Source organism: Bradyrhizobium sp. HKCCYLRH3073 (assembly GCF_051167995.1).
Lineage (GTDB): Bacteria > Pseudomonadota > Alphaproteobacteria > Rhizobiales > Xanthobacteraceae > Bradyrhizobium.
Map to the genome: position 1 here is coordinate 288,453 of NZ_JBNPUD010000007.1, position 25,596 is coordinate 314,048.

28 protein-coding genes are annotated in these 25,596 nt (G+C 66.2%); 11 read left to right on the plus strand and 17 right to left on the minus strand.

Features of this window, described 5'->3' with window-relative positions; all coding sequences use genetic code 11:
• Positions 1-77: 77 nt before the first annotated feature.
• The 6 genes from ACQR1X_RS18845 to ACQR1X_RS18870 form a co-directional block, all read right to left on the minus strand.
• Positions 78-479, minus strand: coding sequence for a DUF1127 domain-containing protein (locus ACQR1X_RS18845; RefSeq protein ID WP_315804109.1), 402 nt, complete (start codon positions 477-479; stop codon positions 78-80).
• Between the two features lie 468 nt (positions 480-947).
• On the minus strand, positions 948-1,355 hold the full coding sequence (locus tag ACQR1X_RS18850; RefSeq protein WP_434899359.1) for a DUF1127 domain-containing protein: 408 nt from the start codon (positions 1,353-1,355) through the stop codon (positions 948-950).
• Between the two features lie 830 nt (positions 1,356-2,185).
• Entirely contained in the window at positions 2,186-2,362 is a 177-nt protein-coding gene (locus ACQR1X_RS18855; RefSeq protein ID WP_434887032.1) for a hypothetical protein, read from the minus strand.
• 626 nt (positions 2,363-2,988) lie between these two features.
• Entirely contained in the window at positions 2,989-3,963 is a 975-nt protein-coding gene (locus ACQR1X_RS18860) for an IS110 family transposase (protein WP_316239658.1), read from the minus strand.
• 710 nt (positions 3,964-4,673) lie between these two features.
• Positions 4,674-6,092: a PleD family two-component system response regulator gene (locus tag ACQR1X_RS18865; protein ID WP_316181848.1), complete on the minus strand. Its 1,419-nt coding sequence runs from the start codon at positions 6,090-6,092 to the stop codon at positions 4,674-4,676.
• Positions 6,093-6,104: 12 nt separating this feature from the next.
• A complete protein-coding gene (locus ACQR1X_RS18870) occupies positions 6,105-6,470 on the minus strand; it encodes a response regulator (RefSeq protein ID WP_008964019.1) in 366 nt (121 codons plus the stop codon).
• A 217-nt stretch (positions 6,471-6,687) separates the two neighbouring features.
• Between ACQR1X_RS18870 and ACQR1X_RS18875 the strand changes: the two genes are divergently transcribed.
• Both ACQR1X_RS18875 and ACQR1X_RS18880 read left to right on the plus strand, forming a co-directional pair.
• Positions 6,688-6,987: a DUF3572 domain-containing protein gene (locus ACQR1X_RS18875; RefSeq protein WP_315718395.1), complete on the plus strand. Its 300-nt coding sequence runs from the start codon at positions 6,688-6,690 to the stop codon at positions 6,985-6,987.
• Entirely contained in the window at positions 6,984-8,291 is a 1,308-nt protein-coding gene (locus ACQR1X_RS18880; protein WP_434899360.1) for a DNA polymerase IV, read from the plus strand. Before ACQR1X_RS18875 ends, ACQR1X_RS18880 begins: the two co-directional genes overlap by 4 nt.
• An 8-nt stretch (positions 8,292-8,299) precedes the next feature.
• Here ACQR1X_RS18880 and ACQR1X_RS18885 read toward each other — a convergent pair whose 3' ends face one another.
• Positions 8,300-9,157, minus strand: coding sequence for a cell envelope integrity EipB family protein (locus tag ACQR1X_RS18885; protein WP_315804115.1), 858 nt, complete (start codon positions 9,155-9,157; stop codon positions 8,300-8,302).
• Between the two features lie 205 nt (positions 9,158-9,362).
• Here ACQR1X_RS18885 and ACQR1X_RS18890 point away from each other — a divergent pair, with 205 nt between their 5' ends.
• The 4 genes from ACQR1X_RS18890 to ACQR1X_RS18905 all read left to right on the plus strand — a co-directional run bounded on the left by ACQR1X_RS18890 (position 9,363) and on the right by ACQR1X_RS18905 (position 12,410).
• Positions 9,363-9,830 carry a RidA family protein gene (locus ACQR1X_RS18890; RefSeq protein ID WP_315804116.1) on the plus strand — a complete coding sequence of 156 codons (468 nt, stop codon included), beginning with the start codon at positions 9,363-9,365 and terminating at the stop codon, positions 9,828-9,830.
• Positions 9,831-9,860: 30 nt separating this feature from the next.
• Positions 9,861-10,613, plus strand: a complete 753-nt coding sequence (locus ACQR1X_RS18895; protein ID WP_316237479.1) for a glycerophosphodiester phosphodiesterase — start codon at positions 9,861-9,863, stop codon at positions 10,611-10,613.
• A 102-nt stretch (positions 10,614-10,715) separates the two neighbouring features.
• The gene (locus ACQR1X_RS18900) at positions 10,716-11,924 is read left to right on the plus strand and encodes a GNAT family N-acetyltransferase (protein WP_434899361.1); all 1,209 of its coding nucleotides are present in this window, start codon (positions 10,716-10,718) and stop codon (positions 11,922-11,924) included.
• 60 nt (positions 11,925-11,984) lie between these two features.
• Positions 11,985-12,410: an HIT family protein gene (locus tag ACQR1X_RS18905; RefSeq protein WP_315804119.1), complete on the plus strand. Its 426-nt coding sequence runs from the start codon at positions 11,985-11,987 to the stop codon at positions 12,408-12,410.
• Here ACQR1X_RS18905 and nadC read toward each other — a convergent pair whose 3' ends face one another.
• The 8 genes from nadC to ACQR1X_RS18945 all read right to left on the minus strand — a co-directional run bounded on the left by nadC (position 12,411) and on the right by ACQR1X_RS18945 (position 19,597).
• Positions 12,411-13,259, minus strand: a complete 849-nt coding sequence (gene nadC, locus ACQR1X_RS18910; protein WP_315804120.1) for a carboxylating nicotinate-nucleotide diphosphorylase — start codon at positions 13,257-13,259, stop codon at positions 12,411-12,413. It abuts the gene before it with no gap.
• On the minus strand, positions 13,256-14,809 hold the full coding sequence (locus tag ACQR1X_RS18915) for an L-aspartate oxidase (protein ID WP_434899362.1): 1,554 nt from the start codon (positions 14,807-14,809) through the stop codon (positions 13,256-13,258). Before ACQR1X_RS18915 ends, nadC begins: the two co-directional genes overlap by 4 nt.
• Positions 14,806-15,792: a quinolinate synthase NadA gene (gene nadA, locus ACQR1X_RS18920; RefSeq protein ID WP_316181838.1), complete on the minus strand. Its 987-nt coding sequence runs from the start codon at positions 15,790-15,792 to the stop codon at positions 14,806-14,808. Before nadA ends, ACQR1X_RS18915 begins: the two co-directional genes overlap by 4 nt.
• A gap of 68 nt (positions 15,793-15,860) precedes the next feature.
• Positions 15,861-16,817, minus strand: a complete 957-nt coding sequence (locus tag ACQR1X_RS18925) for an NUDIX hydrolase (RefSeq protein WP_315804123.1) — start codon at positions 16,815-16,817, stop codon at positions 15,861-15,863.
• 15 nt (positions 16,818-16,832) lie between these two features.
• A complete protein-coding gene (gene tsaA, locus ACQR1X_RS18930) occupies positions 16,833-17,315 on the minus strand; it encodes a tRNA (N6-threonylcarbamoyladenosine(37)-N6)-methyltransferase TrmO (protein ID WP_434899363.1) in 483 nt (160 codons plus the stop codon).
• A 78-nt stretch (positions 17,316-17,393) separates the two neighbouring features.
• Positions 17,394-17,738 carry an AzlD domain-containing protein gene (locus ACQR1X_RS18935; protein ID WP_434899364.1) on the minus strand — a complete coding sequence of 115 codons (345 nt, stop codon included), beginning with the start codon at positions 17,736-17,738 and terminating at the stop codon, positions 17,394-17,396.
• A complete protein-coding gene (locus ACQR1X_RS18940) occupies positions 17,735-18,481 on the minus strand; it encodes an AzlC family ABC transporter permease (protein ID WP_434899365.1) in 747 nt (248 codons plus the stop codon). Before ACQR1X_RS18940 ends, ACQR1X_RS18935 begins: the two co-directional genes overlap by 4 nt.
• A gap of 102 nt (positions 18,482-18,583) precedes the next feature.
• Positions 18,584-19,597 (minus strand): transglycosylase SLT domain-containing protein, encoded by a 1,014-nt coding sequence (locus ACQR1X_RS18945; protein WP_434899366.1) that lies wholly within the window; start codon positions 19,595-19,597, stop codon positions 18,584-18,586.
• 142 nt (positions 19,598-19,739) lie between these two features.
• On the opposite strand from ACQR1X_RS18945, the gene ACQR1X_RS18950 reads away from it, so the two are divergent.
• A complete protein-coding gene (locus ACQR1X_RS18950) occupies positions 19,740-20,675 on the plus strand; it encodes a glycine reductase (protein WP_434899367.1) in 936 nt (311 codons plus the stop codon).
• A 40-nt stretch (positions 20,676-20,715) separates the two neighbouring features.
• Here the strand turns inward: ACQR1X_RS18950 and ACQR1X_RS18955 are convergent, their stop codons facing one another.
• Positions 20,716-21,108, minus strand: coding sequence for a hypothetical protein (locus ACQR1X_RS18955; protein ID WP_434899368.1), 393 nt, complete (start codon positions 21,106-21,108; stop codon positions 20,716-20,718).
• Between the two features lie 210 nt (positions 21,109-21,318).
• The gene (locus ACQR1X_RS18960; protein ID WP_434899369.1) at positions 21,319-22,335 is read right to left on the minus strand and encodes a carbon-nitrogen hydrolase family protein; all 1,017 of its coding nucleotides are present in this window, start codon (positions 22,333-22,335) and stop codon (positions 21,319-21,321) included.
• Between the two features lie 183 nt (positions 22,336-22,518).
• Between ACQR1X_RS18960 and ACQR1X_RS18965 the strand changes: the two genes are divergently transcribed.
• From ACQR1X_RS18965 to ACQR1X_RS18980, 4 genes are all read left to right on the plus strand, one after another.
• Positions 22,519-23,475 (plus strand): helix-turn-helix domain-containing protein, encoded by a 957-nt coding sequence (locus ACQR1X_RS18965; protein WP_316218265.1) that lies wholly within the window; start codon positions 22,519-22,521, stop codon positions 23,473-23,475.
• Positions 23,476-23,540: 65 nt separating this feature from the next.
• Complete coding sequence (locus ACQR1X_RS18970) at positions 23,541-23,702, plus strand: hypothetical protein (protein ID WP_315804132.1); 162 nt, start codon at positions 23,541-23,543, stop codon at positions 23,700-23,702.
• A 25-nt stretch (positions 23,703-23,727) separates the two neighbouring features.
• Complete coding sequence (locus ACQR1X_RS18975) at positions 23,728-24,066, plus strand: c-type cytochrome (protein ID WP_315804133.1); 339 nt, start codon at positions 23,728-23,730, stop codon at positions 24,064-24,066.
• A 99-nt stretch (positions 24,067-24,165) separates the two neighbouring features.
• Positions 24,166-25,590 (plus strand): MFS transporter, encoded by a 1,425-nt coding sequence (locus tag ACQR1X_RS18980; protein ID WP_316181822.1) that lies wholly within the window; start codon positions 24,166-24,168, stop codon positions 25,588-25,590.
• Positions 25,591-25,596 lie beyond the last annotated feature (6 nt).

Here is a 25,596-nt window from a genome sequence, read left to right on the forward strand (position 1 = left end):
CGCGCACGGCATCGCCAGGGCAGATCACACGCTGATCCGCCCTGCCGAGAGATCCGTTCGCGCTGGCCGGTCCGCAGCTACATCACGCCGCGGGACATCATGACATTTGCCATGTCGTGCCTGAGGCGATCGAGCGCGCGGTGAGCCGCGATATGGTCGAGATCGCCTTGCGTCAGGCCAATATCCACCAGTTGCGCCTCGCTCAGGTCCCGCAGATGCAGTCTCATCATCCGGCGCCGGCGGCTCTCCTGGAACGCCAGCCAATAGCCTGCGAACAGGCCGAACAGTCCCGGAGCCGTGAGGCCTGGCGGCCCCGCCGCATTCTTTTCCGACAATGCGTCGCGCAGCACCGTGACGGATGCGTCTGGACGCGGCGCGGCTGGCACCTGGTGCGCCGCGTTCTTCAGCAATGTGAGAGGACGATCGCGCGTGGCGGCATTGCGCGCGATCTCGGCAGTGAGGTGGCTCTGGGGTGGCATCGGATGCTCCTGCTGCGTGGTGCCGGCAGGGAGCGTGGCCAAACAAAAGGCCCCGTCCGATGCCGGCGGGGCCTGGTGGAATGATCGTGTCGTCGAAAACCTAGCGCACGACTCCTCCCACGGCCCGACTGCGGCGGGTCGTATGTTTGCGGTTGGAGTTGCGCACGACGTTGATCATGATCTGCATGTACCATGGAGATTGCGCCGGATCAAGGCATGTAGTTCCTGCGCTCGCAGATGAGCACCTATGCGAGGCTTGTGTTCTGCCAAACTCCGCGCGCACGACGTTTCCGGCAGAATGGTGTCCGGAGAGAAGCGCGATCTCACCGCCGTCATTGCGAGCGCAGCGAAGCAATCCAGAGTCGTGTGCGGGACCCTGGATTGCTTCGCTGACGCTCGCAATGACGTCGCGGCGATCATCTTGTGCTCTTGGTCGACTGTCGCCGCGGTCGCCACGCCCGCGATCGACTACATTCCCCGACGCGAGACGCCGCCCGGATATGGATCATCCCTCAACCTGTCGAGCGTCTGCAGCGCGGCGATGTGCTCGATCTCGGCGCGCGTGATGCCGATATCGGTGAGCTCGCGTTCGCTCAGCTCGTAGAGGATTGCCCGCACGCGCTCGCGGCATTGCCATGCTTGAATGGCACGCCAGCATCGGCCGATCAGGCGGATGATCAGCCAGGTCGGCCTGACCGGCGGACCGGCCGCGTCCTTTTCCGACAACACGTCTCGCAAGGCTGCGATGGAGGTCATGGACTGCGTCGATGGCTGCACGCTGCTGATCGCGTCTTTGACTGAGGCGATCGAGAGATCGACGTTGAGCCCTGACACGTGCCCGGCGTCGATGATCGAATTGGTCTGGTGGGGTGGCATCCTGCGCTCCTGCTGTTGTGCCGGCAGGGAGCGTGGCCAAACAAAAGGCCCCGTCCGATGCCGGCGGGGCCTGGTGAGAACATCGCGTCGTCAAACTCCTAGCGCGCGACTCCTTCCACGGCCCGGCCGAAGCGGGTCATGTGGCTGAAGTTGACGATGCGGATCGATGTGCTCATGGGAGCCGGATACCACCGATATCTGACAAAATCAAGAGATGTTTCGCACCATCGCGCATCTCTGACGCGAGTACTTCGAACTGATGAGTCTACGGCGTGTCGTTGGGCGGACAAGCGGCGGATTGCGCTGCGCTAATCCGCCCTATGCAGTCTATTGGCCCAGCCGACGTTCGGGCATCCGCTTGCAACCCATCCTGCGGCATCGCCCCAACCGATAACGAAGTCGTGGTGATTACAGCAGAGGAGGTAACTGGCGTCTTTGTCGGAGACGTAAAATTCCATTGGCGGGCACTCCTCAAGGACACGGAGCAGATCCGCTCCGTTACGGAATGTCCAACACGCGCTCGCCCCCGCAACAATCATCACGCATTCGCGCCTGCCGACATAGGTCGGGATCAATTGCCATCCGTCGGTCCTGTGCAGGCCCCGGGGCGCCTCGGAATTGTCCCAGGGCGCGTGCTCGAGAGAAATTACACCTAGACGATCGCGTAGCAGCAGGGCCATCGCACGCCGCTGCTCATCATCGAGCAAAACTGCGAGGACATGTGTTTTGCTGATTGCCTGAGAGATATGGTCAAGCATCGTAATGCTGTTCCTACTGGCCCGAATATCGCCTCGCAGGCGTTCCAGCGGATCACGCCGCGCCGATCAGCCCTACGGCACCGGCCGAGTGGCAATGAAACGATCCTCGATGAAGCCAGCCAACCATGCGGCAACACCTGCCAGGACTGCCATCACCGGGGCATTGGCCTCCACGCCGAACGCGTAGAGAAGCAGGAGTCCGCACACCATCAGTCCGCCCGTCAGAGCACCAATACGCAGCGGCTTCATTGGTTTCCCCTGAAGATCACAGATCCTCTTGCAAGTGCATGCTAGCACGAGGTCAGTGAAGTGCGTAGCACGATCAACCCCGGCGTCATCTTCTGGGACGCGCCCTGGAGATCCGCGAAGAATGAACTCCGTCCGGCGTCCGTGGATTCGGGGAGCCGACGGCTCCGGAAAGCGAACTTCTCAAACGATCTCAACGAGATCGCCATCGTGGACCGTCCAGATCGCAAATTTCCACTTTCTTTTTTTCGGAAATCATGCTACACACCGCTCATCCCACCTCGCCATGAGGGGCGCATCGCGATCGTCACGAGCGTGAGGTGGGTTGCGGTGGGCGTGTCGGGGTGCAGCGTGGCTTGGCCGCGCGGACGAACATCCTGATGCGCACGGTGAAGCCGTGTGGTCTTGGCCTCCCGACGCTGAGGCCAAGTCGGCGCTGCGACGAGCGCGCTAACGACGGGGGCAAGAACGCCGGTCCCCGGGGAGCAACTGTCTTTTTTGTAGACCGGTGATCGGCCGGCCTCAAGGCTGGCGCGAAGGCGCGCCACCGCCTTCGGCGGCTGACGGCCTTGACCCCGTCCGCTCGCCGGTCTGTTGGCTTGGCGTGCGCTCGGGCGGAGCCCGAGCGGCTATGAGGCGCTCGACCCGTTCACAACGTGGAGCGCCGGATTCCACTTTTGGCGGCGTTTGACCATGACGTTGAGAATGCAGATCAGCTTGCGCATGCAGGCGGTCAGCGCGACCTTCTTCAACTTACCTTGGGCGAGCAGGCGCTCGTAGAAGGCCTTCAGGACTGGATTGCACCGCGTCGCGGCGCCCACGCAGGCCATGTAGAATGTGTTGCGAGTTCTGCGGCGTCCGCCCTTGACGTGCCGATCCCCGCGACGCCGGCCACTGTCATCATCGTACGGCGCAACACCCAGCAGCGCCGCGACGGCTTTGTCGCTGGTCTGGCCGAGCTCCGGCATGGTTGCTATCAGCGTAGCACACGTCGTGCGGCCGATGCCCGGAACGCTTTCGATGATCTCGGCGAGCTCCGCAAAATGCGGCGTGCTTTCGATCAGGGCGGAGATCTCTGCCTCGAGCTCGGCCAGCTCGGCGCTGATCGCCTTGGCGATGCGCGTATGCAGACGCTGTACTTCTACAGGCAATTTATGCTCGCCCTGGTTCTTCAGTCTGACCAGCATATCTTTCGTCGCTTGGCGCACATTGACCATCTGCTGAAGCTTCTCTCGGGCGGCATCGTAGGCTTGCACCGCAGCTTCGTTGAAGGTCTCGGCGAACCAGGCGATCGTGTCCGCATCGATACTGTCGTTCTTGGCCAGGCGCCCGGCCGATTGAGCGAAGCTCCGCACCCGCTTTGGATCGACGATACGAACGTCGATCTTGGCGGCTCGCACCAGTTTGGCCCACTCCCGCTCGTAGCCGCCGCTGGCCTCCATCACGACCTTGGTGACGCCGTGCCGGCGCAGCCACGCCACGAAGTCGCGCTGGCCTTCCTTCGTCCTTTCAAACATCTGCTTGGACCCGGGCGCTCGGGTACAAGCATCGACCTTATCCTTGGCGACATCGACACCCGCGACAACGAGATCATTCTGTGCCATCATCCAGCTCCCTTCCTTGCAAGGTGCGGGCTCGAAGCCCGTGCAACTGTTCGGGTTGAAGGAAGACACCGGACCTGTCCCACGCTCCCCGACAGGCTCTAGGGCCTTTGAGCACGATCGGGCTCAGATCCAGCGACGGGCGGTTGGTCAGAACCGCCCGTTCGCACATTCTGGCAGGTTTCGAACACACAAGAGCACGGAGTAAGCCGTAAAGCCATCGCGCAGGGAGGGCCGGATGTCCGGCTCGTACCTGTGGTTCTGCCGCGTGCTTTCTTTCTGCACGCGGACCATGGGTGCGACCAGCACCCGGCCTTCCCTGCGCCCTCTGTTCTCGAAGAGGGTTTTGAATGGCAGAGCTCGGGCGCGGATGCGCGGCGAGGACGATTGGTCATGTCTGAACGGAAAGCACACGTGAACGCAGCCCTACGCGATGGAGCACGTCTTCCTCGCGAGGATGCATCAGCCCCGCGGCCGTCCTTCGAGACGCACGCCTGCGGCGTGCCCTCAGGACGAGGTTCGTGGTTTTGGCGTGGTCTCGGAGGGATGTTGGAGAGATCTTGGCGAAGCTCTCAACCCTCATGCTGAGGAGCGCCGCTTGCGGCGCGTCTCGAAGCACGAGGCCCGGAATCGCTCGATGGCAGATGGAGGGCGTTGGACAGATGCGCGGCAACTTCAGCCGAGAACGAAGAGAGCGCAGCCCCCCTGCCCCTCTAGCGGCCGCGGCCGGCGGCCTGCGGCAGGAAGGTCGGCTGATGGACCGGGGCGATCGCCACCGCGCGGTTGCGACCCTCGTTCTTGGCCCGGTACAGCGCATTGTCGGCGCGCTTCATGACGTCGGCGATCGGCTCGCCCTTCTGCTCCAGGGTCGACAGCCCGATCGAGACCGTGACCTCGATGCGCTTCTCACCCTTGTGAACCGCGAACGGCTCGTTGGCGACCGAGCGCCGCAGCCGCTCGGCGACCATGCCGGCGACGTGGAGGTCGGTCTCGGGCATCACGATCACGAACTCCTCGCCGCCATAGCGGCAGGCGAGATCGATGCCGCGGATCGACTTGCGCACCCGCATCGCGAACTCGCGCAGCACGTCGTCGCCGGCATCATGGCCGTAATTGTCGTTGATCGACTTGAAGTAGTCGATGTCGAGCATCATCAGCGCCAGCGGCTTGCCGCGGCTCGCGGCCTGGTCGGCCAAGGTCGAAAGATGCGTCTCCATGTAGCGGCGGTTGTGAAGGCCCGTCAGCGCGTCGGTGATCGCCATCTCGATCGAGTTCTGGACGTTGTCGCGCAGATGGTCGGTGTAGCGGCGCTTGCGGATCTGGGTGCGGGCGCGCGCCAGCAGCTCGTTCTTGTCGACAGGGCGCAGCAGATAGTCGTTGACGCCGATCTCCAGCCCGCGCAGCAGCCGCGAATTGTTTTCCGCATCGGCAATCGCCAGGATCGGCACGTGGCGCGTGCGTTCCAGCGAGCGCAACTGGCTGCACAGCCGCAGGCCGTCGAAATCGTTGAGGTCGAGCGAGACGATGACGAGGTCGTAATTGCCTTCGGCGGCGTTGAACACGGCCTCGGCGGGATTGGTCTCGACGTCGATGGAATGCTCGGTCGCCAGCATCGGCCCGAGCCGCTCGTAGGACGACGGCCGGTCGTCGACCAGCAGCACCCGCCCGCCCTTGCCGGCGTCGGCGACCGCGTTGCGCTCGGGCGCCTGCACGCCGATCTCGAGCGAGGTCAGCGCGCGCATGCGCAGCTCGTCGGTCATCATCTTCAGCCGCGTCAGCGAGCGTACGCGCGCGATCAGCACGACGTCGGAGACGGGCTTGGTGAGGAAGTCGTCGGCACCGGCCTCCAGGCCGCGCACGCGGTCGGACGGGCTGTCGAGCGCCGTCACCATGACGACCGGAATGAAATGCGTGGCCGGATTCGACTTCAGCCTGCGGCAGACCTCGAAGCCGTCCATGTCCGGCATCATGACGTCGAGCAGGATGATGTCGCATTCGGCGCGCTGGCAGATCTGCAGAGCCTCGGCGCCGTTCGCGGCGGTCAGCACGTCGAAATATTCGGCCGACAGCCGCGCCTCCAACAGCTTGACGTTGGCCGGGACGTCGTCGACGACGAGGATACGCGCGGACACTGCAGAAACTCCTTAGCCGATAAAGCGGCGTACCGTTTCAATGAATTTTCCGACCGAGATCGGCTTGGAAAGATAGGCTTCGCAGCCACCCTCGCGGATGCGCTCCTCGTCGCCCTTCATCGCAAAGGCCGTCACTGCCACCACCGGGATGGCACGCAAATCCGGATCGTCCTTGATCCATTTCGTCACTTCCAGGCCCGAGACCTGCGGCAGCTGGATGTCCATCAGGATCAGATCGGGGCGGGTCCGGCGCACGATGTCGAGCGCCTCCACGCCGCTGGACGTACCGGAGGTCTGGTACCCGTGGGCTTCCAACAGATCGCGGAAGAGCTTCATGTTGAGCTCATTGTCTTCCACGATCAGGACGGTCTTGCCCATCCGCCCCTCCGAATCACTGACACCGGCATGTCCTCTGGCGGACGACTGTCCACCGCTACTCATCTAATTCAAACTAGCCCCAGATTCGTTCAAACCCGTTAAGGTGGGATTCCATCTTTCCCCGAGATGGTTTCCACTTGCTTGAACCCATTCCGAAGACTCGGGCATGATGGGCGCAAAGTAGAGCCGACAAGTTAACGGAAAGGCAAATCCGCCGTTGAAAAAGCCCGTTCGAAATCCGCGCGAAGTCGCTGAAATCGTTGCAGTTCAGGCCCTCGGCTTCCTGGCCGGCGAACCGGAGCGGCTGGGCCGTTTCCTGGCCGAGACCGGGATCGGGCCGGAGACGCTGCGATCCTCGGCCGCCGACCCCAATTTCCTGGTCAGCGTGCTCGATTTCGTGCTGCGCGATGACGAGACGGTAAAGGCTTTTGCCGCCCACTCCAAGTTACATCCCACCAATATCATGGCCGCACGGCAGGTATTGGGCGACCGGCAGTGGGAGCGCGACGTGCCGTGACCGAAGCAGCGCCAGCGAGCGGGTCGCGCGCGGTCAGCGGGCCGACCTGCTTCTGCCGCGACTGCCTGACGGACCTCGACGATGGTGCGCGCCGCTGTTCCGCCTGCGGCTCGCCGCGCCTCGTCCGCCATCGCGCCCTGCCCGCGCTGACGCTGGCCCATATCGACTGTGACGCGTTCTATGCAACCGTCGAGAAGCGCGACAATCCAGAGGTCGCCGATCGGCCCGTGATCATCGGGGGCGGCAAGCGCGGCGTGGTGTCGGCGGCCTGCTACATCGCCCGCACCTACGGCGTCCGCTCGGCGATGCCGATGTTCAAGGCGCTGGAGCTGTGTCCCGCGGCGGCCGTGATTCCCCCGGACATGGCGAAATATGTCCGCGTCGGACGTGAGGTCCGGCAGGCCATGCAGGCGCTGACGCCGCTGGTCGAGCCGCTGTCGATCGACGAGGCGTTCCTGGATCTCTCCGGGACCGAGCGCGTCCACGGCATGATCCCGGCGAAAGTGCTGGCGCGGTTCGCCCGCGACGTGGAGCGCGACATCGGCATCACGGTCTCGGTCGGGCTGTCCTGCAACAAGTTCCTGGCCAAGATCGCCTCCGATCTCGACAAGCCGCGCGGCTTCGCCGCGCTCGACCAGGACGAGGCAGTGACGATGCTGGCCGACAAGCCGGTCGGCTTCATCTTCGGCGTCGGTCCTGCCACCCAGCAGCGGCTGGCGAACCAGGGCTTCCGCACCATCGCCGACCTGCAGCGCGCCGACGAGATCGAGCTGATGAAGCAGTTCGGCGGTGACGGCCGCAGGCTGTGGCGGCTGGCGCGCGGCATCGACGACCGCAAGGTGGTGGCCGATCGCGGCGCCAAGACGATCTCCAGCGAAACCACCTTCGACACCGACATCCGCGACTACGCGAGGCTGGAAAAGACGCTGTGGCGGCTGTCGGAGAAGGTGTCGGCGCGGCTGAAGGCGAGCCAGCTCGCCGGCTCGACCATCACGCTGAAGCTCAAGACCGCGGACTTCCGCCAACGAACGCGCTCGCAATCGATCGCGGCGCCGACGCAGCTCGCCGGCAAGATCTTCGCAATCTGCAAGGAGATGCTGGCGCGCGAGACCGACGGCACGGCGTTCCGGCTGATGGGCACAGGCGTCAGCGCGTTGCGCCCGGGCTCGGAGGCCTCCGACACCGACATGCTCGACCGCCGCTCGGCCTCGGCCGAGCGCGCGATCGATGCGCTACGCAAGAAGTTCGGCCAGGCCGCGGTGATCCGCGGCATCGCCTATGACGGCCCGGAGCAGACCGAATGACGCCCCGGTCAATTGCTGCAGGGCTTGCCGTCCTTCACGTCCTTGACGTCGAACTTGCCGAGCGCGCCGGCGATGACGAAATCATTGTAGTCGAGCACGAGCGCGCGCGAGACGCCGTTCTCGTAGAGCTCGAACGACATCGCGTAGACCGGCGTCTGCTCGCCCTCGGCCCGCTTGGCGTCGCGGTCATAATAGCTGACCGTCACCGGCCACCGCGTCATCTTCTTCATCTCGTCATTGTCGGTCGAGGCGTCGGGCTTGGCGGCGGCCTTGTCGGCCGGCACGGGCGCACCGATCACGGTCAGCGTGTTGTAGACCTTCTCGCCATTGTCCGAGCCGTCATAGACCGTCAGCTCGAGCAGCGACTTGCCCTCGCGCGCGGCGGCGATGATGCGATGAATCTGCTCGGTCGGAAAAACGGTCGAGCCGTCGAGCGTGAAGGTCTTCGCCTCGGGCTGCTTGAGCTTGACGGTGATGTGATCGCCGGTGCGCTCGGCGATCCCGTCGACCGGGCTGGAGGCCTGCTCGTTCATGCGCGAGTCGATCTTGAAGCGGTAGCTCTTCCCGGCGCCGTCCTCCCATGCGGTGGACCGCAGGTCGCTCAGGGTCACCTTGCCCTCCCCGAGATCGAGCTCCGAGACCTGGCGGAATTCCGAAGTGTAGCCGTCGCAGGCGTTGCCGGAGAAATTGTAGAGGATGCGGCCGCGCGCGCTATTGACCGGGCTCGAACCGCGCGACTTGACCAGGCTCAGGTCGTAGAGCGCCTGATGCGGCAGGAACGGCACCGCCGCCCCGGCCTGCGCCGGACCGAACGTGATCGCCGCGACGGCGAGCGCTCCCATCGACAGTCGAAACGAATGAGCCATGAGTTTTCCTCGGAGGACGTATCGCTAAACCGTCACATTAGAGACCGCTGCATTGCGTCGCAACTGCGGCTGTCTCACGGAAACGTGCGCTTAAAGCGCCGGAATCGCGTCGGTGCTGGCAGCTTGCATGTCACTGGCAACTGCGCCAAACAGGGCCGCGGTCCGGCACGGGACCGGCTTTCAGGCGACAGAACGGGGATTTGAGATGGCGGGTACGGTCGAACAGAACCTGGCGGCACAGGGCATCACACTGCCGGCACCAAAGGCACCGGTGGCCAATTACGTCCCGTTCGTGCGCACTGGCAATCTGCTGTTCGTGTCGGGCCAAGTCTGCCTCGGCGGCGACGGCAAGATGATCGCTTCCGGCAAGCTTGGCGGCGGCGTGTCGATCGAGGACGGCTATGCGGCCGCGAAGGGCTGCGGCGTCAACCTGCTGGCGCAGGTGAAGGCGGCGGTCGGCGATCTCGACAAGGTCGTGCGCGTGGTCCGGCTCGGCGGCTTCGTCAATTCGGCGCCGGATTTCCTCGACGGACCGAAGGTGCTCAACGGCGCCTCCGACCTGATGGTCGCCGCCTTCGGCGACAAGGGCCGCCACGCCCGCACCACCGTCGGCGTCTCGGCCCTGCCGTCCGATGCGGCGGTGGAAGTCGAAGGCGTGTTCGAGGTTGAGTGAGTTCGAAATTGAAGACAATGGACGGGGCGAATGCGCGCACCTGACTGGCTGACGGCCCGCCCCGTCGCCCATCGCGGCCTTCACGATGCTGTCAGCGGCATCATCGAGAACATGCCGGCCGCCGCACGCGGCGCCGTGGCCGGCAACTTCGCCATCGAATGCGACATCCAGCTGTCGGCCGATGGCGAGGCCATGGTGCATCACGACTATGATCTCGGACGCCTCACCGAGGGCACCGGCCCGCTGATCGAGAAGACCGCGGCAGAGCTGAAAGCGATCAAGTTCAAGCAGACCGACGAGCAGATGATGACGCTCGGCGACCTCTGCAACCTGATCGCCGGACGCGTGCCGCTGGTCGTCGAGGTCAAGAGCACGTTCCAGGGCGATCGCCGGCTGGTCCGGCGCATGGCCGAGGTGCTGGCGTCCTACTCCGGCCCGGTGGTCGGGATGTCGTTCGATCCGGACCAGGTCCGTGCCTTGCGCGAGACCATGCCGAAGCTGACGCGCGGCATCGTCGCGCAGCGCAGCTACGAGGACGGCTATTGGGCCAAGCTGACCCAGGCGCAGCGCGACAGCATGCTGCATCTGAAGCACGGCTTCAGCAGCCAGCCGCATTTCGTCGCCTATTGGGTCGACCAGCTGCCTGCGCCGGCCCCCTGGATCGCGCGCAATGTGTTCGGCTGCCCGCTGCTGACCTGGACCGTCCGCACCCCCGAGCAGCGCGCCGCTGCGGCCCGCTACGCGGATCAGATGATCTTCGAGGGGTTTACGCCGGAGACGTGACGCCGGCCTTGAACTCGCTGCTGCGATGCACGATCTTCAGGGCGTGGCATCTGGAACGTCCCGGCCGGGGCGTCCCGTGCCGGCCGGTTTGACAAGGACTCGATGGCATCGCCTGAGATCACGCTCGAAGCCGTTCCCGGGATCAGCGAGATCCCGGCGGCCGCATGGGATGCCTGCGCCAATCCCGGCGGTCGCGTTGGTCCCGGCTCATCTCCCGCCTGCGGCCGCGGCTACAATCCGTTCATCTCACATGCGTTTTTCTCGGCGCTCGAAGCCTCTGGCTCGGCCACCCTGCGTACCGGCTGGGCGCCGCGCCATCTGGTGGCGAAGATCGGCGACGAGATCCTCGGCGTCGTGCCGTGCTATCTGAAGTCCCATTCGCAGGGCGAATACGTCTTCGACCGCGGCTGGGCCGACGCCTATGAGCGCGCCGGCGGCCGCTATTATCCGAAGCTGCAGGTGTCGGTCCCGTTCACGCCGGCGACCGGGCCGCGGCTCTTGATCCGCGCCGACCAGGACCAGGAATTGATCGGCAATGCGCTTGCGCAGGGGCTCAAGGCGCTGTGCGGGATCAGCGAGGCGTCCTCGGTCCATGTCACCTTCGCCCGGGAGTCCGAGTGGCAGCTGCTCGCCACGCAAGGCTTCCTGCAGCGCACCGACCAGCAGTTCCACTGGCACAATCAGGGTTTTTCCAGCTTCGACGATTTCCTGGCGACGATGAATTCGCGCCACCGCAAGGCGATCAAGCGCGAGCGGCGCGACGCATTGGCCGCCGGCATCACCATCCACTGGCTGACCGGCAAGGACATCACCGAGGACGCCTGGGACGCGTTCTTCGCGTTCTACATGGAGACCGGCTCGCGGAAGTGGGGCCGGCCGTATCTGACCCGCAAGTTCTTCGCGCAGATCGGCGAGACCATGGCTGAGGACGTGCTGCTGGTGATGGCCAGGCGCGACGGCCGCTGGATCGCCGGGGCCATCAATTTCATCGGCTCGGACACGCTGTTCGGCCGCAACTGGGGTGCGATCGAGCACCATCCATTCCTGCATTTCGAGGTCTGCTACTACCAGGCGATCGACTTTGCGATCCAGCACAAGCTTGCCGTGGTCGAGGCCGGCGCCCAGGGCGAGCACAAGATCGCGCGCGGCTACCTGCCGCAGACTACCTACTCCGCCCACTACATCGCCGACCGCGGCCTGCGCCGCGCCATCGACGACTATCTCAAGCGCGAGCGCGCCTATGTCGAGCAGGCCGGCCGCGAGCTCGCCGAATCCGGACCGTTCCGGAAAGGCATGGACGAGCCGTCTTGACCGGCGACACCTGCCGGTGAGAGTAAGGCGCACCAAGAAGAACCGCTTAAGGGACTGCCCATGACCGCCTACGATCCCAACAATCCGTTCGCAAAGATCCTGCGCGGCGAATTCCCCTGCACCAAGGTCTACGAGAACGACCACGTGCTGGCGTTCCTCGACATCATGCCGCGCGTCCCCGGGCATACGCTGGTGATCCCGAAGGTGCCGGCCCGCAACATCCTTGATATCACCGAGGAGGACTACCTCCATGTCGGCCGTGCCGTGCGGACCATCGCGCGCGCGGCCAAGACCGCGTTCGCCGCCGACGGCATCACCGTGCAGCAGTTCAATGAGCATGCCGGCGGGCAGATGGTGTTCCACCTGCACGTCCACATCATGCCGCGCCACAATGGCGATTCCCTGCTGCCGCCCGCGAGCCGCAAGGAAGATCCGAAGGTGCTGGAGGAGAACGCGGCGAAGCTGATTGCGGCGCTGAAGGGCTGATCAGGCCTCGTCGAGCCCGATGTCCAGCGCGGCCGACGAATGCGTGATCCAGCCGACGGAGATCAGGTCGACGCCGGCCGCGGCGATCGCGGGCGCGGTCTCCACGGTGATCCGGCCCGAGGCTTCGGCGATGGCCTTGCCGCCGATCATGCCCACCGCGGTTTCGAGCTCCGCCGGCGTCATGTTGTCGAGCAGCACCGCGTCGACGCCGAGCGTCAGCGCCTGCTCCAGCTGCGCCAAGGTGTCGACCTCGACCTCGATCTTGACGAGATGGCCGGCATGAGCCTTCGCGCGCGTGATGGCGGCCTTGATGCCGCCGGCGATGGCAATGTGGTTGTCCTTGATCAGGACGGCGTCATCGAGCCCGAACCGGTGATTGCCGCCGCCTCCGGCGCGCACCGCATATTTCTCCAGCGCGCGCAGGCCCGGCGTGGTCTTCCGGGTACAGACGATCTGCGCCTTGGTCCCTTTCACCGCCGCGACCAGCGACGCCGTCGCGCTGGCGACCCCGCTCAAGCGGCAGAGGAAGTTGAGCGCCACGCGCTCGCCGGTCAGCAGCGCCCGCGCCGGGCCGCTGATGGTTGCGATCGTGTCTCCCGGCGCCGCGGCGCTGCCATCAGGCCGCACGACCTCCAGGCGCACGTCCGGCGAGACGGTCTGGAAGGCGCAGCGCGCCACATCGAGGCCCGCGATCACGCCGTGCTGGCGCGCCCGCAGCTTCAGCGATGCGCGCTGCTCGGCCGGCACGATGGCATCGGTGGTGATGTCGCCGGCCCGGCCGAGATCCTCAAGCAGCGCCATGCGCACCAGCGGCTCGTAGAGCAAGGGCGAGAGAGGATTGAGACTCATGGCACTGCACTCCTCAACGGCGTCTGCTCGGCCTCGACGATGTCGCGCGCAACCGCAATCGCCTCGGGCAGAGTGAAGCTGGACGGCTGCGCGACGGTCCGCGTGTCCGGACGATCGCTGCGGAAATGCGCGCCGCGGCTCTCCTCACGGGCATGCGCCGCGACCGCGAGCATCAGGCCGACCAGCGCAGGATCAGCCGCGGGCCCTGCCTGCTCCGCCAGCGGAAGCAGGCTGCTGACGGCCGCCGCGATCGTGCGGCGCTCGCGCATCACGCCGAGCGCATGCGACAGCAGCGGCCGTACGGCCGACGGATCGGACGCCGGCGGAATGACCGCCACCGCGCACGGCTTGCCCACACGCTGCGGCGCGCCGGCCACGCTTTCTGCCACCCATTGCGCGCAGACGATCGCTTCCATCAGCGAGTTGCTGGCGAGCCGGTTGGCGCCGTGCAGGCCGGTGCGGCTGGCCTCGCCACAGGCCCACAAGCCCTCGACCGTGCTGCGTCCCATCGCGTCAACAGCGACGCCGCCCATATGATAGTGCACGGCCGGCCGCACGGGGATCGGATCGCGCGCGGGATCGATGCCCGCCATGCGGCAGAAGGCGCTGATCACGGGATAGCGCGCGGCGAAATCCTTGCCCGGCTTGTCGCGCGCATCGAGCAACACACGGTGTCCCTGCGCGCGGCGCCGCCACACCGCGCGCGCCACCACGTCGCGGGGCGCCAGCTCGGCCCCCGGCTCGTCGGCCACGAAGCGCGTGCCGGTCTCGTCGATCAGCACCGCACCGTCGCCGCGGATCGCCTCGGTGAGAAGCGGCAGCGGCCGCGAGGGCCCGTCAAACGCGGTGGGGTGAAACTGCACGAATTCGAGATCGGACAGCACGGACCCGGCCCGCGCCGCCAGCGCGAGCCCCTGGCCGAAGCAGCCGGTGGGATTGGTGCTGTCGAGGAACAGCCCGCCGATGCCGCCGGTTGCGATCACGACGCGTGTCGTGGCGAGGATCAGAGCCGCATCGCCGCGCACCGCAACCACGCCCTGGATCGCGTTGTCGTCGACAATCAGCCGGCGCGCCTCGACGCCCTCCAGAAGCGTCACCGAGGGACATCGCCTGACCACCGCGATCAGTGCGCGCATGATCTCGCGTCCCGTGCCGTCGCCGGTCGCATGCACGATCCGCTTGCGGCTGTGCGCGGCCTCCAGGCCCAGACGCCAGCGTCCGTCCGCATGCCGGTCGAACGCGACGCCGAGCTGGGCGAGGCGCTCGACCGCGGCCGGCGCAGCATCGATGATACGGCGCGCGGCGGACTCGTCGCACAATCCCGCTCCGGCAGCGAGCGTGTCCTTCAGATGCAGCGACGGATCATCGTCATCGCCAACCGCCGCGGCCAGTCCGCCTTGCGCCCACATGCTCGATGCCTCCGCGCCGAGCGGCGACTTCGACAGCAGCACGACGGGCTCGGGCGCGAGCTGAAGCGCCGTCATCAGACCTGCGGCTCCGCCGCCGATGATCACGGGACGGCCAGCCAACTTCGAAACATCGATGCTCATGATGCCAGCATCCTTTCCACGGCGCGCCGCGCGCGCTCGGCCATCGCGGGATCGATCGTGACCTCGTGCGTATTGGTCTCGAGCGCATGGCGGATGTTCTTCAACGTGATCCGCTTCATGTGCGGGCACAGATTGCAGGGGCGGATGAACTCGATGTCGGGATGGAGCACGGCGACATTGTCGCTCATCGAGCATTCCGTGAGCAGCACCACCCGGACCGGCCGTCTTGCTCCGACGAAGTCCGACATCGCCGCAGTGGAGCCGGCGAAGTCGGCCTCCGCCACCACCTCCGGCGGACACTCCGGATGCGCGAGCACGGTGACCCCGGGATGGTTGTCGCGTAGCGTGCGGACGTCATCGGCGCTGAAGCGCTCATGGACCTCGCAATGCCCTTTCCAGGCCGTGATCCTGACCTTGGTCTGTGCGGCGACGTTGCGCGCGAGATATTCATCCGGCAGCATGATGACGTGATCGACACCGAGCGACTCGACGACCGCGCGCGCGTTGCCGGACGTGCAGCAGACGTCGGACTCGGCCTTCACCGCCACCGACGTGTTGACATAGGCGACCACGGGCACGCCCGGGTGGCGCGCGCGCATCAGCCGGACGTCGGCGGCGGTGATCGACTCCGCCAATGAGCAGCCCGCCTCCACGTCGGGGATCAGCACCGTCTTGTCGGGATTGAGCAGCTTGGCGGTCTCGGCCATGAAGTGGACGCCGGCGAGCACGATCACCTCGGCATCGACCTTGGTCGCTTCGCGCGCCAGCAGCAGGCTGTCGCCGACGATGTCGGCGACGCCGTGATAGATCTCGGGCGTCTGATAGTTGTGCGCCAGCACCACGGCATTGCGCCGGCGCTTCAGCGCCAGGATGGCTTCGACATCGTCCTCGAAGACAGCCCATTCCGGCGGCGGGATCACCCGCCTCAGGCGCTCAGCAAGCGATGCATTCGGCGCGACGGCGGGCAGGACAAGATCGGCCATTTATACTCTCCATGAGCATAAGATGCCTTATACTTATCCTGAGCATAAGCCTTGTCAAGAGCGGGCGATCAAGACCGCGAGAGCGGCAGCTTGGTTCCGACCACCGCCCGCTCGGCCAGAACGCCCTGCCGGAAGCGAAACAGCTTGGCCGGCCGACCGATCGTGTCGGCAGCGATTGCGCCTGTCTCTTCAACGAGTTCCTGCTGCTCGATGAGGCGGCGGAAGTTCTGCTTGTGGACGAGCCGGCCTGCCAAGGCCTCGACGCTGCGTTGCAGTTGCAGGAGTGTAAATTCTTCCGGCATCAACTCGAACACGACCGGCCGGTATTTGATCTTGGCGCGCAGCCGCGCGATGCCGGTGGCGAGAATGCGGCGGTGATCACCCGTCATGGCGCGGCCCGGCACGATCGGATCGCCTCCCTTTTCGCGCACGCTCTCGGGGATCAGCCCCGCCTCATACAGCAGCTCGTAGCGCTGCAGCGTCAGTTCCTCGTTCCACTCGCGGCCATCGAGGCCGAAGGTGATGGCGGCGCGCCGCCACCTGGTCTTCTGCAGCGTCGGCTCGTCGGCGGATCGGGCCCAGGCTTTCAGCTTCGGCGCGATGATCTTGGCCAGGATCGCCGGCGGCCCGTCGCGATGATCCTCCCACGGGAAGTAGTCGTACCAGGATGACCATTGCGCATCCGCGCCCTCGCGCCCCTCCTCCTCACGGGTCAGGCCGAGATAGCTGATGGAGATCCGGTGCGGCGCGTCGGGATCGCCGGTACGGCCACGGTCGGCGAAGGTGTAGAGCTGCTCGACATAGCCCAGGGGATGGCCGGTCTGGGCCTCGACCCAGGCGCGCAGGCCGGTCTGCAGCGAGCGGTGCCCGAACTGAAACGGTCCGCTCGGCAGCGCCGCGGCGTGCTCGATCGTCATGATCCTGGGCTGCCCGTCGGTCACCGCCACCAGCACGGCGACGAGGTCCGCCGTGATCGCATCCAGAGCCGTCACCGTCTTCTGCGGCCGCTTGTTCACCTTCGACATCCGGATCTGTCGGTCCTATTTGTCATCCTTGCCAGCCGCCGCCGGCGTGAACACGCAGTGATCCGGTTTCAGATCGATCAGCGGCGTCTCGTCGAGGCAGTCGAGACCGCGCACCAGAACGGTGCTGCCCTCCAGCGCGACGAAGCGGACCGTCGACACGCCGATCGGATTGGGACGCACCGGCGAGCGCAGCGCGAAGGTGCCCCGGGTCTCGCCATCATGATGGCGCGGGCTCTGCTTTACGAGATCACGGCGCGCCCGGTTGAGCCAGTACAGCACCTGGAGATGGCTGAAACGATCGATGCCCTGCAGCGCCGGCACCCAGGGCTCGAAGATCTCGAGCCGGCACACCGGCCCCTCGAAGCTGCCCTGCCGCGGCGTCTCCAGACGCGAGGTCCAGGGCGTGCGGATACGGCCGATGAAATACAGCGTGGCGTCGCGCGGCTGCGGCGCGTCGATGGCGACTTCGCCCGGGCGGAGATCGGTATCAGCGGTCATTGCGGAGTCCTCAGGTCTTCCCGGCAATCTATCCGAACCCCGGCTCACCGCAATTGCGGCCGCGCAAGATCACGCATCTCAGCCGAGCCACCATTTGCCGGCCAGCATCACGGCCTCGCCGCAGACGACGCCGGCGAAGATCGAGCGACGGGTCGCCATGAAGGCCGCAAGTCCGGCAACGACGGCACCGTAGCGCAGGCCCCACGGCACGCTGGCGAGCGCGCCCGGCGGCTGCACCAGGATCTGGGCGATGACCCCCGCCAAGATGGCGGTCGCGACCGCCTTGACCCACATCAGCAGGTCCGAGCCCTCGTCGAGCCCGCTGCCGAACCACAGTCCGAGCAGGCGCCAGATCTGGTTGGGGATCACGCCCGCGACCAGCAGCACCACGAGCGCATGCCAATCGCCGATGAAGTCGCTCATGCCAGCCCCCGCCGCTCGCGCCATTTGTGCGCGCCGAACGCGAGCGTTCCGGCGACGACGCCGCTGACCAGGATGTCGACGCCGCTGTTGAGCTGGGCGGCCAGGGGATACAGCACCAGGCCAAGGCCGAGCGCGAGCACATCGGCAAGCTCCCTGGCGTTGCGCAGGGTCGAGAACAGGAACGCCAGCGGCGTCAGCAAGAGCACCGCGGCGCCGAAGGTCTGCGACAGATTGGCGGCGAGAAGATAGCCGATGACGGTCGCGATCAGCGCAATCCCCATCAGGCCGGTGCCGAGCCCATGCACAAAGGCGATGCGGCGCTCGCGCGGCACATGCGGCAGGAAGCGATAGCATTCGACCCACAGCGTCACGGCAGTGAAATGCGCGATCAGCACCAGGTGCCGCCGCTTGGTCTGGGGCGAGCGGATCAGCGGCAGCACCGCCACCACCATCGGAAACAGCCGGATCGCGCTCATCGTCACCGCGATCGCCGATTGCAGAATGGTCTGGCCGGAGCCGAGCGTGGAGACCAGGATGATCTGCGCCGGACCGGCCCATACCAGCGCGGTAGAGAGGATCGCCCAGAGCATGCTGAAATGGGTGTCGTGCGCGAGCGCGCCGATGCCGATGAAGGTGACGAACAGCACCAGCGACAGGATGGTCGCCGACGTCGCGCGCAGCCCCCAGCCGAAGGCGCGCAGTGAACCATGCCATTGCGGCGAATCGAGCGGAGGAAGTGTCACGGGCGGCCCAGCGGAACGAACCAAGATAAGGCTTTCGAAAGCCGCTCGCGTCAACCGCCGTCACGCGCGCGCGGCTCTGCGCGGCGCGCAATCCGTCCCGCGTCAGACCCGGTTGCGCAGCACGAAGCAGGCGCCTCCGGCGCGGCGGATGCGGTTGCAGAGGCCGTCCGCCTCGGGCCGGCTCTCGGCACCGATCCGCACCTGGTAGAACGCCCGGTTGCCGCGCGAGCGCATCACCGACGACAGCAGGCTGGGGTCGCGGTCACCGATGATGGTGCCGAGCCCCTTGATGGCGCGGGCGTACATCGACAGCGCACGATTGCGATCGAAGCCGGCAGCCAGTTGCACGCCCCACGGTTTCGCAGCCGCCAGCGCGACATGCTGCTCAAGCTCGCGGACGAACGGGTTCGGCGCACGCTTCAGCAGCGCCATCAGTTGATGACACGAGGTCGGCGGCGGGCTCGGCGGCATCTTGCCGCCCTTCCCCGCCGCGGCCCAATCGTCGATCGACGAACCGGTGATGGCCGAGACGTAGTTGCGGGTCTCCCACGGCATCTGCCCCTTGCCGGCGAGCCAGTCCTGCACCCGGCGCGGCCCCGCATTGTAGGCCGCCGCCGCGAGCCCGAGATTGCCGAACTGATCGCGCAGCTCGGCCAGGAACTGCGCCGACTTCGGCAGCGCCTGAACCGGATCGAACGGATCGAGCAATTGGCGCTCGTTCGCCGTGCCCGGCATGAACTGGGCGATTCCCTGCGCGCGCTGGCCGTTGCGCGTGACCGGCCCGACTGCGTCGCTCTGAAAGCGGCTCTCCTGCCAGATCACGCGGGCGAAGAATTCGAGCGGCAGACCATTCGCCTTGGCTGCGGATTCGATCATCAGGCAGATCGCCTCGCGCGTGCCGCTCTCCTTGGACTCGTCGGTCTTGTTCTCCGGGCCCTCTGCTGCAGCGTCTGCCGGCTTCGCAGCCTCCTGCGGCGAATCCTGCCGCGCGCCATCCTTCGGATCAGCCGGCACGGCAACGTCGCGGTCGGAGGCCTGCTCCGCCGCCACGCCGGACAAGGGCATGGTCAGCATCAAGGCAAGGCCGAGACAGGCAATGCGAGCAACGGAAACCATGGAAAGCATCGTGGGCGCGGTGCAATGGTTGGAATTCTGCCGACAGACAAAGCCGAAGACCATGCGGGGTTCCACCGCGCGGCGCCTTGACACAGCGAACGAGCCGGCTAGCAATCCCCAAGTCCTGCAGGGAGCGCGACGGATGACCGCACCGACCGACGACAGACTCGGCTTCGCGCCCGACAGCGATGCGCCATTGTCCTATATGGCGCGCACGCGCGACTACTATCTGGCGATCGGCTATGACACGCCCTATCGCTGGGCCCACTACACGTCGGCGCCGTTTCAGCCGCTGCGCAAGCCGCTCGCGCAGTCGCGCGTCACCATCGTCACCACGGCCGCGCCTTTCGATCCCGCCAAAGGCGATCAAGGTCCCGGCGCGCCCTACAATGGCGGCGCCAAGTTCTACTCCGTCTATGACGGCGACACGTCGGCGCAGCACGACCTGCGCATTTCCCACATCGCCTATGATCGCGTGCACACCTCGGCCGAGGATGCCGGCACCTGGTTTCCGCTACCACAGCTCCTAAGGCTGGCAGGTGAAGGTCGCATCGGCGCGGTCGGACCGCGCTTCTTCGGCGCGCCGACCAATCGCAGCCACCGCGTGACGATCGAGACCGATGCGCCGGAGATTCTCGCGCGCTGCCGCGCCGACGCGATCGACGCCGTCGTGCTGGTGCCGAACTGTCCGGTCTGCCACCAGACCGTGAGCCTGGTGGCACGGCATCTCGAAGCGAACGGCGTCGCGACCGTCGTCATGGGCTGCGCCAAGGACATCGTCGAGCACGCCGCCGCGCCGCGCTTCCTGTTCTCGGATTTTCCGCTCGGCAATTCCGCCGGCAAGCCGCACGACGCGGCCTCGCAGGCCTTCACGCTCGAATTGGCTTTACGTGTCCTCGAGAGTTCACCAGCCGCACGCACGACCGTGCAATCACCTTTGCAGTGGAGCGAGGATCACGGCTGGAAGCGCGACTACAGCAACCCCGCCATGCTCGCGCCGGAGGAGCTGGCGCGGCGGCGCGCCGAGTTCGATGCGCAAAAGGCGATCGCCCGGCAGGTTCGTGAGACATCGGGCTAGATACTATTGAGTTAGCTCGACATCATCGGAATCGAACAGCCTATTTTTCTTCAGCCTTCGGCTCGGGCCTTTGAAACTGGATATTGCACTTCTTAGCTATCGATGCCTGCTCGATGGCAACCATCTGCCCCTTCATGTTGCCCAGCTCTGCAGCAGTCTGTTTATCTCCTCCGACCAGAAATGCTGCTGGCCAGAAGATCACGACGGCAGCGGTGGTCGCAATCGTGTCATTTGTCCGCTGCTTGTCTTGGGCCCCCGAAAGCACGGCAGCGCGGGAAGAGACACTCTGGGCCTCCATAGCAAGCTGCTGGCAGGTGTAGGACTGATAGATCATTGGAGAGACATAGCTCGGGGTGATGTCGGCCGAACTAGAAGCACAGGCCCCCAGAAGCAAAGCACCCAAAAGACCAATATTGCGCCACTCTACGAACATGATTCCCCCCTTGCCCACGAAATCGTGAAGCAATTAGAGAGCGAACGCAAGTCGTCCGGGCAATCACCGATGCGGTTGTGCCAGAAAATTTCAAGGGTGAAGGCAGCCGCCCGGGTATCGGCGCAGCCCATCAAATTTCCAGCGGATGGTATAGGAGCACGTCGAGTGCCGGTCGAGCCACTCCGACTCTATGGTCACGGTGCGGGACTGTCAGCCAGCCGCCGATGGCGCCTCGCCGGGAGCGACCGCATCGACCGGCAGCGCGAACTGTTCGACCCGGTTGAGCGGCTTCTTGTTGAGCAGCAGCCGCGTGACGTCGGGGCGCGAATAGTGTCCCGCCGGATCGGCGGCATTCTTGGCGATGCCGATCATGCCCAAATCGATCTCTGCGATCAGCAGGACTTCCTGCTCCGGCGGCAACTTCTCGGCGAGCGAAGAGCCATCCGGACCAAAGATCGCGGCGTAGCCGCCGCCGACATGCAGCAGCGCGTGCTTGTCGGGCCGGTCACACAGCTCGTCGATCATCGCCTGCGAGACGGTGGCGCATGGCGCCAGCACGAAGCACGAGCCTTCGACCGCATAGACGCGCGAGGCCGCATTGTTGACCTCGGCGCCGAGCGCCGGCGCGAACGGATCGTACAGCGAGAAGCTCGGCCAGGCCGCGACATGCACCTGCTCGTTCTGCGCGTACATCGCGTATTTCGACAGCGGCTGCAGATGCTCCCAGCAGCACAGCGCGCCGATCCGGCCGATGTCGGGACGATCATGCACCGCAAGGTCACTGCCGTCGCCCTCACCGTAGACGGTGCGCTCGGCATGGGTCGGCCGCAGCTTGCGGCGCCTGGCGATGGTCTCGCCATCCGGGCCGATCAGCCATTGCGCGATGTAGAGGCTGCCGCCGTCGCGTTCGGAGAGGCCGAGCACGGCCGTCAGCCTGGCCTTGCGCACCGCGGCGCGCAACGACTCGGCCTGCGGGCTGTCATAGGCCAGCGAATTGTCGAAATAGCGCTGCACGAAGCCGCGCCCGATGCACCAGGCCGGCGAGTCCATCCAGATGTGCCAGGGATAGCCGGGGATGAAGACCTCCGGAAACGCGATCAGCTTGGCGCCCTTGTCGGCCGCCTCCTCGATCAGGGCGATGGTCTTCTTGATCGAGCCGTCCAGGTCGAGCCAGGCCGGCGCCGCCTGCACCACCGCCACCTTGTATTTCGGATGTGCCAGTCCCATCGCTGCTGCTCCCTGATGCCCGTGCGCGGCGGGTGGCGCCGCGACCCGGCCAACTATTGACGCCAGCCGGCTTTCGCGCTCGTCTCCCAGGGAACGAACATTCGACTGCGGCTGCGACGAAGATCGAGCCGGCCCGGAATTTGCTGCATTGCCGCAGGCACAGGTGCAGGAGGAGACGGAGCGATGCCGATCCTGTTCACCACCGACGGAAGCCCGGGCCACCGCCGGCTGGCGCTGTGGCAGGACATCGTCTGCGACGTCTATGTCGGGCTCGATTGCACCTCCGATCTCGGCAGCGCGTTTCGCGGCTCGGTGACCCACACCGCGTTGGGACGGGCCGTGTGCTCCGAGGTCGCCTCGGACCGGCAGCGCGTGCACCGGACCTCGCAGCGGATCTCCCGGGCGGATGCCGACTTCATCCTCATCGCGCTCGGGCGCGAGGGGATCGGCGGCGTCGTCCAGGATGGCCGCGACACCGTGATCAGGCCCGGGGAGTTCGCGATCTACGACACGACCCGCCCGTACGAGCTGCAGTTCGACGCCGCGTTCAAGCAGATCGTGTTCAAGCTCCCGCGCGAGATGCTGCAGCGCCGGATCGGTCCGACCGAGACCGTAACGGCGATCAGCTTCGGCTCCGACAGCCCGCTCCAGCCACTCGCCCACGACTTCATCGTCAGGCTCTGCGAGCGCGCCGAGCGCATCGGCCCCGAGCATGCCGAACGGCTGGCGGACCAGGCCGCCGACCTGCTCGCCATGACCCTGGCCGAGCGGCTGTGCACCCAGCCCCTGCCCGCCTCGAGCCACCGCGCAGCGCTGCTCTATCGGATCAAGGCGCACGTCCGCACCCGGCTGTCCGACGCCGACCTCTCACTGCCGGAGATCGCACGCGAGCTCGGGCTCTCGGCGCGCTACGTCAACGATCTGTTCTCGGACGAGGAGACGTCGTTCCAGCGCTTCGTGCTGGCCGAGCGGCTCACGCAGTGCCGGCGCGATCTCGGCTCGCCGATGCTGGCTCATCGTCAGATCAGCGAGATCGCCTTTTCCTGGGGCTTCAATGACCTCTCGCATTTCGGCCGCGTGTTCCGCGAGCAGTTCGGCCTGTCGCCACGCGAGTGGCGGCGCAGCACGTTGAAGCGCTAAACTCCCCTCGAAACTCCCTTGCAACGCGCTGGCCGCATGCGCTGGTCGGCCGGGCCGGATCTGCGATGCGCCGTTTTGCCTTGAAGGCTCTGTTTACCCTGCTGACGTTGAACCGGGATGATGACGATCCTCCCCGTTGGGATCTGATCATCCTGATCGGCTCGACGATCGTGAGCATTGGCCTGATCGGGCTTTACGCCTATGGAAAGGCCACCGGCCGCTGGTAGGCCGGATAAGTCGGGTGAACGTGACATGATCATGCGAGCAGGGCTTGGGTTGGCTTTGACGTGCCTGCTCACAGGCCCAAGCCATGCGCTGGACAGCGAGCAGAAGCGTGGAAAAGCGCTCTTGCAAAGCCTTTGCAGCCGATGCCATGCCGTAGGTCTCACGGGCGCCAGCCCGCACCCCGACGCGCCCCCGTTCAGGACCTTCGGTGACAGCAAGCTCTACGACGAGGATTTCGCCCAGCGGCTGCAGGCCGGCCTGTCGACCATTCACAAGGACATGCCGAGCTTCCAGTTCGACCGGCCCGAGGCGGAAGCCGCGGCCAACTATCTCAAGGCGATTCAGGTCCGCCCCAAACGGCGGTGACGCGTCGGCGCGCTCCGCCGGCGTGGAACGGGATATGTACCGCCGTGTTGCCCGTTCCCGTCCATTGTCCGCGGCCCGGCAGCGGCCGGAGCCCGCATGATGACGCCGACGACCCCAGGTCTGCACGCCGACGGACTGCCGCTGCCGCAGCGCACCTGGGCGATCGTGACGATCGCGCTCGGCATCGTGCTGGCCGTGGTCGACGGCGCCATCGCCAATGTGGCGCTGCCGACGATCGCCCGCGACCTGAACGCCAGCCCGGCGTTCTCCATCTGGATCGTCAACGGCTACCAGCTCGCGGTCACGATCTCGCTGCTGCCGCTGGCCTCGCTTGGCGAGATCATCGGCTATCGGCGGGTCTATCTCACCGGCCTCGTGCTGTTCACGGCGGCCTCCGCGTTCTGCGCGCTCGCCGACAGCCTGCTGCTGCTGACGCTCGCGCGCATCCTGCAGGGCTTTGGCGCCGCCGGCATCCTCAGCGTCAACTCGGCGCTGGTACGTTTCACCTACCCGCACGCTCTGCTCGGCCGCGGCATCGGCATCAATGCGATGGTGGTCGCAGTGTCCGCCGCGGTCGGTCCGACCATCGCCGCCGGCATTCTCGCCGTCGGCAGCTGGCCGTGGCTGTTCGCGATCAACGTGCCGCTCGGCATCGTCACCTTCGTCTTCGGCTTCCGCTTCCTGCCGCATACGCCGCGCGCCCCGCACATGTTCGACTGGCAGAGCGCGGCGCTGAGCGCGGTCGCCTTCGGCTTCCTGATCGCCGCCGTGGACAGCCTCGGCCATGGCGAGGCGCTGGTGACCTGCGCGATCGAGTTCGTCGTCGCCATCACGGCCGGCGTGTGGCTGGTCTGGCGCCAGACCCACATGGCCTCGCCGCTGCTGCCGCTCGACCTCTTGCGCATCCCGGTGTTCGCGCTGTCGATTGCGACCTCGATCTCGTCGTTCTGCGGCCAGATGCTCGCCTTCGTCGCCATCCCCTTCTATCTCGAAAGCCATTTCGGCTATTCGCCGGTGCAGATGGGTCTCCTGATCACGCCGTGGCCGATCGCGGTCGGCCTGACCGCGCCACTGGCGGGCCGGCTGGTCGAGCGCGTGCCGGCCGGCCTGCTTGGTGGGATCGGATTGGTGATCTTCGCCTGCGGGCTCGGTGCGCTCGGCCTGCTGCCGCGCGAGCCGTCGGCATGGGACGTCGTCTGGCGCATGGCGCTGGCGGGCTGCGGCTTCGGGCTGTTTCAGACGCCCAACAACCGCACGATGATCGCGGCCGCCCCGCGCGAGCGCGCGGGCGGCGCCAGCGGCATGCTCGGGACGGCGCGGCTGCTCGGCCAGACCACGGGCGCAGCCCTCGTCGCGATGTTCCTGGCGATCGACACGACCGACGGCACGCGGCTGTCGCTCTTGACCGGCGTCGGTTTCGCGCTGGTCGGCGCATTCCTGAGCATGCTCAGGCTGTCGCCGGCCGGCGCCCGCGGCGCCGAGCGCGTCCGCGTCCAGGACGGCCAGCGGCTGAAGGGCGAGTAGCGACAG